7 protein-coding genes are annotated in these 7,970 nt (G+C 69.9%); all 7 read left to right on the forward strand.

The window, feature by feature from the left end:
* The first annotated feature begins 118 nt into the window (after nt 1-118).
* The 7 genes from QM582_RS13950 to mnhG all read left to right on the forward strand — a co-directional run bounded on the left by QM582_RS13950 (nt 119) and on the right by mnhG (nt 7,242).
* Nucleotides 119-772 carry a uridine kinase gene (locus QM582_RS13950; RefSeq protein ID WP_415085360.1) on the forward strand — a complete coding sequence of 218 codons (654 nt, stop codon included), beginning with the start codon at nt 119-121 and terminating at the stop codon, nt 770-772.
* 191 nt (nt 773-963) lie between these two features.
* On the forward strand, nt 964-3,933 hold the full coding sequence (locus tag QM582_RS13955; RefSeq protein ID WP_415085362.1) for a Na+/H+ antiporter subunit A: 2,970 nt from the start codon (nt 964-966) through the stop codon (nt 3,931-3,933).
* A 52-nt stretch (nt 3,934-3,985) separates the two neighbouring features.
* Entirely contained in the window at nt 3,986-4,414 is a 429-nt protein-coding gene (locus QM582_RS13960; RefSeq protein WP_415085364.1) for a Na(+)/H(+) antiporter subunit C, read from the forward strand.
* Nucleotides 4,411-5,940: a Na+/H+ antiporter subunit D gene (locus tag QM582_RS13965; RefSeq protein ID WP_415085366.1), complete on the forward strand. Its 1,530-nt coding sequence runs from the start codon at nt 4,411-4,413 to the stop codon at nt 5,938-5,940. Before QM582_RS13960 ends, QM582_RS13965 begins: the two co-directional genes overlap by 4 nt.
* Entirely contained in the window at nt 5,937-6,530 is a 594-nt protein-coding gene (locus QM582_RS13970) for a Na+/H+ antiporter subunit E (RefSeq protein WP_415085368.1), read from the forward strand. Before QM582_RS13965 ends, QM582_RS13970 begins: the two co-directional genes overlap by 4 nt.
* A complete protein-coding gene (locus QM582_RS13975) occupies nt 6,527-6,832 on the forward strand; it encodes a monovalent cation/H+ antiporter complex subunit F (RefSeq protein WP_415085369.1) in 306 nt (101 codons plus the stop codon). Before QM582_RS13970 ends, QM582_RS13975 begins: the two co-directional genes overlap by 4 nt.
* The gene (mnhG, locus tag QM582_RS13980) at nt 6,829-7,242 is read left to right on the forward strand and encodes a monovalent cation/H(+) antiporter subunit G (RefSeq protein WP_415085371.1); all 414 of its coding nucleotides are present in this window, start codon (nt 6,829-6,831) and stop codon (nt 7,240-7,242) included. The genes QM582_RS13975 and mnhG overlap by 4 nt, the downstream gene beginning before the upstream one ends.
* The last annotated feature ends 728 nt before the right edge of the window (nt 7,243-7,970 follow it).

Consider the following 7,970-nt stretch of genomic DNA (forward strand, 5'->3'; position numbering starts at 1 on the left):
GTTCCGGGCCCGACGCCGTCCTGGCCGCCGGCGGCGCCACCCGGCCCCGGGGTGCAGACGCCCCCGCCCAACCCGAACCACCCGGCGTCCGAGCCGGAATCACCGCACTGGAGGAACGATGGACACCACCCCGGCTGAGCCGCTGAGCCGCGCGGCGGGACTGTCCTGGCTGGTGTCCCGGATCCGGCCCCGCACCGGCCGCACCCTGGTCGCCATCGACGGCGTGGACGGGGCGGGCAAGAGCACCTTCGCCGGCGACCTGACCACCGAGCTGACCGACTCCGGGCTGACCGTCATCCGGATCTCGCTGGACGACTTCCTGAATCCGGTGTCCGTCCGGCACGCCCAGGGGCGGACCTCGCCGGAGGGCTTCGTGGCGGACAGCTACGACTATCCGCGGTTCGTCGAGGACGTCCTGGAGCCGCTGGGCAGCGAGGGCTGCGGACGCTACCGGGCCAAGTCGTACGACTTCGCCACCGAGACCCCGCTCAACCCGCCCTGGCAGGTGGCCCCGGACACGGCCGTGGTCGTGGTGGACGGGATGTTCCTGCACTGTGAGCGGTTCTACGACGAGCGCGGCCGCAAGCTGTGGGACTTCTCGGTCTGGCTGGACGTGCCCTGCGCGGAGTCGGTGCGCCGGCTCGCCGAGCGCGACGGGTCCCCGTCCGATCCGGACGACCCGCGGATCCGCCGCTACGTGGAGGGCCAGCGGCGCTACATCGAGCGCCGCAACCCGGCCCGCCGGGCCGACCTGGTGATCGACAACGGCTGACCAGCCGCCGTCCGCGCCGTGGGACGGTTCCCGCAACCATTCCGGACGCTTCCCGCACCGTCGGGCGAACCGTCCCCGGATCGTTCGTGAACCGTCTCGCAATTCACCCGTGACGGACCACGGTGCCCGGCCGATAGACTGACCAACCCCGCCCGCGATCCGGCCCGCTTTCGGGTCGAGAGAGGGAGCCAGTGATCAGCACGATCGTCATCATCCATCTGGTGGTGGCGTTGTGCGCACCCTTGCTGGCCCGGACGATCGGGGCGCGCGGCTATCTGCTGATGGCGTTGATTCCGGCCGCCGGGTTCGGTTGGCTGCTGAGCCTGGCGCCGCAGATCACCGCCGGCGGCAGCTACGTCGAATCGGTGACCTGGATCGCCCAGCTCGGGGTCGAGATCCACTACCGGGTCGGCCTGCTGCAATGGCTGCTGGCGCTGATCGTCACCGGCATCGGGGCGCTGGTGCTGCTCTACTGCCGCTGGTACTTCGAATCCGGCGCCAACCCCCGCACCATGGGCATCCTGACCGCTTTCGCCGCGGCCATGCTGGGCCTGGTCACCGTCGACGACCTGGTCATGTTGTACGTCTTCTGGGAGTTGACAACGGTCTTCTCCTATCTGCTGATCGGCTACGACCCGACCCGGCGGGCCAACCGGTCCGCGGCCATGACCGCGCTGATCGTCACCACCACCGGTGGCCTGGCCATGCTGATCGGCATCGTCGCGCTCGGTGTCAGCGCCGGCACCTTCAGCCTGTCGACGATCCTGGCCCAGCCGCCGTCCGGACCGTTGCCGGCCACCGCGGCGCTGTTGATGCTGGTCGGCGCCCTGAGCAAGTCCGCGCTGGTGCCGTTCCACTTCTGGCTGCCTGGCGCGATGGCGGCGCCCACCCCGATCTCGGCCTATCTGCATGCCGCCGCGATGGTGAAGGCCGGCGTCTACCTGGTGGCGGCGATGGCGCCCAGCTTCGCCTCGGTGCCGTTCTGGCGGCTCGCCGTCGGCGTGCTGGGGGCCACCACGATGATCCTGGGCGGCTGGCGGGCGCTGCGGCAGAACGACATCAAACTGCTGCTGGCCTACGGCACGGTCAGCCAGTTGGGTTTCATGGTGCTGCTCAGCGGCTTCGGTACCCAGGCGGCGATGCTGGCCGGCATCGCGATGCTGATCGGGCATGCCCTGTTCAAGTCCACCCTGTTCCTGGTGGTCGGCGTCATCGACCATTCCACCGGCACCCGCGACCTCACCCAACTCACCGGCGTGGCTCGCAGGCTGCCGCTGGTCGCGGTGGTGGGCGGGGTCGCGGCGGCGTCCATGGCCGGGCTGCCACCGACGTTGGGCTTCATCGCCAAGGAATCCGCCTTCGAGTCGCTCACCTACCTGGTGGACGCCGGCGACGGCACCGGGCTACCTCCGTTGGCCGCCGTGCTGCTGGTCGCGGCGGTGGTCGCCGGTTCCGTGCTGACCGTCGCGTACTCGCTGCGCTGGTGGTGGGGAGCATTCGCCGACAAGCCCAACCTGCCCGAGCCGGACGTGCACGCTCCGGCCGCCGGCTTCCTGCTGTCGCCGACGCTGCTGGGCACAGCCTGCCTGGTCGGCGGTTTCCTGGGCGGTCCGCTGACCGCGCTGCTCACCCCGTACGCCGACACCGTGCAGACCGGTCAGCACAGTCACGGACTGGCCTTGTGGCACGGCCTGTCCGTGCCGTTGTGGCTGTCCCTGCTGGCGATCGGTCTCGGCGTGCTGCTGTTCTGGCAGCGGGACACGATCAGCCGGGTGCAGGCCACCTTCCCCACGATGCTCGGTGCCGACGAGCTGTACACCCTGGCGATGAAGCGGGTGGACACCGTCGCGGTCGAGGTCACCGCCCGCACTCAGCGTGGTTCGCTGGCCAGCTACACCTCGATCGTGCTGGCCGTCGTGGTGGTGCTGGCCGGTGGCTCGCTGCTGTTCACCACGCACTGGCCGGCCGCCGTCCAGCCCTGGGACTATCTGCCGCAGGTGCTGATCGGGGCGGTGATGATCACCGCCGGCGTGCTGGCCGCCACCTCCCGGGGACGCGTGCGCGCGCTGCTCCTGGTGGGTGCCACCGGCTACGGCACGGCGCTGTTGTTCCTGCTGCACGGCGGCCCCGACCTGGCCCTCACCCAGGTGCTGGTCGAGACCGTGTCGCTGGTGGTCTTCGTGCTGGTGCTGCGCCGGCTGCCGAAGTACTTCACCAACCGTCCGCTGCAGTCCACCCGTTGGTGGCGCACCCTGCTGGCGGCGCTGGTCGGCGCCAGCGTCACCCTGCTGGCCCTGGTGGCGGCCGGGGCGAGGGTCGCCGTACCGGTGTCGGTGGACTACTACGAGGCCGCCTACACCTTCGGCTACGGCAAGAACATCGTCAACGTGACCCTGGTCGACACCCGGGCCTGGGACACCATCGGCGAGATCTCGGTGCTGGTCATCGCCGCCACCGGGGTGGCCAGCCTGATCTTCCTGCGCTCCCGGGTGCAGCGGGTCCGGCCGCGGGAGGGCGACGCCGCGTTCGGCGCCCGCGGCATGTGGCTGCGGGCCAGCGGCGCGCTCGATCCGCTCTCCCGGTCGCTGATCTTCGAGGTGATCACCCGGATCATGTTCAGCGTCATGATGCTGGTCTCGCTGTACCTGCTGATCGCCGGCCACAACGCGCCCGGCGGCGGTTTCGCCGGCGGCCTGGTCGCCGGGATCGCGCTGATGATCCGCTACCTGGCTGCCGGACGCCGCGAACTGGACGACGCGGTGCCGTTCGACGCCGGACGCCTGCTCGGCGCCGGCCTGGCGGTCTCGGTGCTGAGCGCGGTGACCCCGGCCCTGCTGGGCGGCAAGATCTTCCAGAGCTACGACCTGAAGGTGGTCGTTCCGGGCTGGGAGCACCTGGCCACCCCGTGGGGCGACTGGACGCTGTTCGGCGAGATGCACCTGGTCAGCTCGACCGTCTTCGACATCGGCGTCTACCTGATCGTGATCGGCGTGGTGCTGGACCTGACCCGGACGCTGGGCGCCGGCATCGACATCCAGTCCGAGCAGGACCAGGCGCCGGTGCCGCAGCCCGAGTCCACCCGGGCGCTGCCGGCGCTGACGCCGGAATCGGAGCAGGTGGTGCGCTACACCACCGGTGGCGGACGGGGGCACCACACATGATCCGCCGCCGCTGGTCGAGCGCGTCGAGACCCCGGACGCCGGAGGCACGATCATGAGTCCCAACGTCACGCTGGCGATCATCGCCGGCGCCCTGGTCGCCTGCGGGGTGTACCTGATCACCGAACGGTCGCTGAGCCGCATCCTGATGGGGGTGATGGTGGCCGGCAACGGCGTCAACCTGCTCTTCCTGGTGGCCTCCGGGGCCGCCGGCGGGCCACCGCTGATCGGCACCACACCGAAGGAGCAGATGTCCGATCCGCTGCCTCAGGCGATGGTGCTGACCGCGATCGTGATCGCCCTGGCCACCTCGGCGTTCCTGGTCACCATGGCCTACCGGTCGTTCCAGTTGAACGGTCACGACGAGGTCGCCGACGACGTCGAGGACGCCCGGATCCGCGAACTGGCCGAGGCCGACGAGGCGTCCGACAGCTTCGAGGAGATCCGGTTCACCGACACCGGCGCGGACGTGGTGAGCGAATGAACAACCTGCTCCCGCTGCCGGTGCTGCTGCCGATGTTCGGCGCCGCGCTGACCCTGCTGCTCGGACGCCGTCCGCGGCTGCAGCGTGCGGTGTCCATCCTCACCCTGGCCGGGGTGTGCGGGGTGGCCGGGTCGCTGATCTGGATCACCGACACCCACGGCGTCCAGTCGCTGTGGGTGGGTGCCTGGGCACCGCTCGGGGTGGTGCTGGTCGCCGACCGGCTGGCCGCGCTGATGCTGACCGTGGCGTCCCTGGTCACCCTCGGCGTGCTGATCTACGCCACCGGCCAGGACGAGGAGGAGGTGCACCGGGAGACCCCGGTGTCGATCTTCCACCCCACCTTCCTGCTGCTCTCCGCGGGGGTGTCGGACGCCTTCCTGGCCGGCGACCTGTTCAACCTGTTCGTCGGCTTCGAGATCCTGCTGTTCGCGTCCTACGTGCTGATCACCATGGGCGGAACCGGTGAGCGGATCAGCGCCGGGTCGATCTACGTGGTGATCAACCTGGTCAGTTCGTTGTTGTTCCTGACCGCGCTGTCGGTCAGCTACGGGGCGACCGGCACGGTCAACATGGCCCAGCTCAGCCTGCGCTTCGCCCAACTGCCCGGCGACGTGACGATCAGTGTGCAGTTGCTGTTGCTGGTGGTGTTCGCGATCAAGGCCGCGGTGTTCCCGCTCTCGTTCTGGCTGCCCGACTCCTACCCGACCGCGCCGGCCCCGGTCACGGCGGTGTTCGCGGGCCTGCTCACCAAGGTCGGCGTGTACGCGATCCTGCGCACCCAGACGGTGATCTTCCCGGGCAGTCCGCTCACCGACCTGCTGGGCTGGGCGGCGCTGGCCACCATGGTGATCGGCATCCTGGGCGCCATCGCGCAGTCGGAGATCAAACGGCTGCTGTCGTTCACCTTGGTCTCGCACATCGGCTACATGATCTTCGGCATCGCCCTGGCCACACCGTCCAGCCTGGGCGGCGCGATCTTCTACACCGCCCACCACATCACCGTGCAGGCGGCGCTGTTCCTGGTCGCGGGCCTGATCGAACGAGTCGGCGGATCCACCTCTATGGACCGGCTGGGCGGCCTGGCCAGCACCGCCCCGGTCCTGGGCGCCCTGTTCTTCATTCCGGCGATGAACCTGGCCGGTATTCCGCCGCTGTCCGGGTTCGTCGGCAAGCTCGGTCTGCTGATGTCCGGCGTCGAGGTCGGGACGCCACTGGCCTGGGCCCTGGTCGTCGGCAGCGTGCTGACCAGCCTGCTCACCCTGTACGCGGTGGCCAAGGTGTGGAACCGGGCCTTCTGGGGGACGCCGTTGCTGGGCCCGCACGCGCCGGACGAGTTCACCGTGGGCGACGACGCCCGGGCCGGCCGGATGCCCGGCGTGATGGTGGGGGCGACGGCGGCACTGGTCGGCCTGGGACTGGCGCTCACCTTCCTGGCCGGGCCGCTGTACGACTACGTGGAGCGGGCGGCGGCCGGGCTGCTCGGCAATTCGTATCTGGAGGCGGTCTTGTCGGGGGTGGCGCGATGAGGCGTTCGTCGAGCCGGCGCCGGTTGCGCTGGCGGCTGCAGTGGCGGGCCATCCTGGCGCTCACCGTGCTCTGGGTGATCCTGTGGGGCAACTACTCGCTGGTCGACATCTGCGTCGGGCTGGTGCTGTCCTGGCTGGTCACCGTCACCTTCCCGCTGCCGCCGATCCGCTATCACGGACGGTTGCGGCCGCTGGGCCTGGTGCGCCTCGCGGCGGCTACGGTACGCGATCTGGCGGTGTCGTCCTGGCGGCTGGCGGTGGCCGCGTTCGGTCCCCGGATCGATTTCCATCCGGCGGTGATCCGGGTGCCGCTGCGGTCCAATCAGGACCTGTACCAGGTGGAGACCGCCGAGATCATCTCGATCGTGCCCGGCTCGATCGTCATCGATGCGCGACGTTCGAACCGGATGCTCTACCTGCATCTGGTGGACGTGGACGGCCCGGACGGGGTGGAACACGCCCGGCGCGAGTCGTTGAAGGTGGAGCGGCGGGTGCTGGAGGCGATCGGCAGCAACGCCGAGCTGGACGCACTGCGCCGGCGTGAGGAACTGGACCGGGCCGGCGTCCGGGACGGCGAGGAGGAGTCATGACCCAGGTGCTGATCTGGCTGGCCGTGGCGATGATCGTCGTGGCGGCCGGCCTGACCCTGTGGCGGATGACCCAGGGACCTTCGACGCTGGACCGGATCGTCAGCTCCGACGTGTTGATCTCCACGGTGCTGATGTCGATCTGCCTGGTGATGGTGATCTCCCGGGACACCAGCTCGCTGTCCATCCTGCTGGTGCTGGCCATGGTGGCCTTCACCGGCGGGGTCAGCGTGGCCCGGATGCTGGCTCCCGGGGCGGCCGACCGGCAGCGCTACCGGCGCGGCGTCCAGGAGGATGAGCAATGACCGCCGACGAGGTGTACGACCTGATCGGAGCGCTGTTCCTGGTCGGCGGTGCGTTCTTCTGCCTGGCCGGGGCGCTGGGACTGGTCCGATTCCCGGACATCCTGTCCCGGATGCACGCCGCCACCAAGCCCCAGGTCTTCGGACTGCTGCTGGCCCTGCTGGGGGTGGCGTTCTCGATCCGTGACGTCAAGGTCTGGCTCAGTCTGCTGGTGGTGATCGTGTTGCAGATCCTGACCGCCCCGGTCGCCGGGCACCTGATCGGACGCGTCGCCTACCGATCCGGGGAGTGGGAGCCGGACGATCTGGTGGTCGACGAGTTGGCCGAGGATCTCCGCGACGCCGGCTTCACCCGGAATGAGGAGTTTCGTCCCGAGCGCGGCAAGGACCGGCCCACCCGTTCGTCGGACTGAACCGGCGGGACGGTTCTGGTGGGACGGTGGGGACGGTTCCCAGCGTCCCACTTTCTCCTTGCTCGTTTGGATTCGCTCGGCGTCTGTTGAACCCCACCCCGAGTCGAAGCGCCGGTGGACGCCGACCTCACCGGGTGTGTCCGAGCCGGTTTCCCGCCGGCGTCCCGGCATCGGTGCCGTTACCGGTGCAACCTGCCGGGGTCGACGTGGGACGGTGGGGACGGTTCCCAGCGTCCCACTTTCTTCTTCCTCGTTTGGACTCGCTCGGCGTCGGTCGCACCGCGCCCCGGGTCGAAGCGCCGGTGGGTGCCGACCCCACCGGGCGTGCGTGCGAACTAGTTCCGCCGGCGCCGAAGGAGCGAGCGGTCTTGTTCCGGCCGTAGCCTGCCCCGATCCTCGGCCCCTCGACTCCGCGCTGCCCAACTCGTCGGTCCGACGCCGTCGCGTGCCCTCGAAGTGGAGTCCTGCCCAAAGTGCGACCGACTCGACCACGATGGCTCGCCGCGCCGGGGTGCCCCGATCCAGGCGTTCACAGCTCCTCCGGACCCCGCCGATCGACTGACGGTTGAGCCGCGGACGGCAGGGTAGCCGGCCTGCGGTTCGTCGTGGTCGTCGTACGGTGGGCGCCGTCCGGATCGGTTGATGAGGGTGTTTTCCCTAGTCAACTAGGGGACACGCCCGGGCGTCCCGGCCGATTTGACCCGGCGCCGCCAGCTCCGTAATGTTTA

The organism is Micropruina sp. (assembly GCF_047607385.1).
In the GTDB taxonomy this organism is placed as follows: domain Bacteria; phylum Actinomycetota; class Actinomycetes; order Propionibacteriales; family Propionibacteriaceae; genus Micropruina.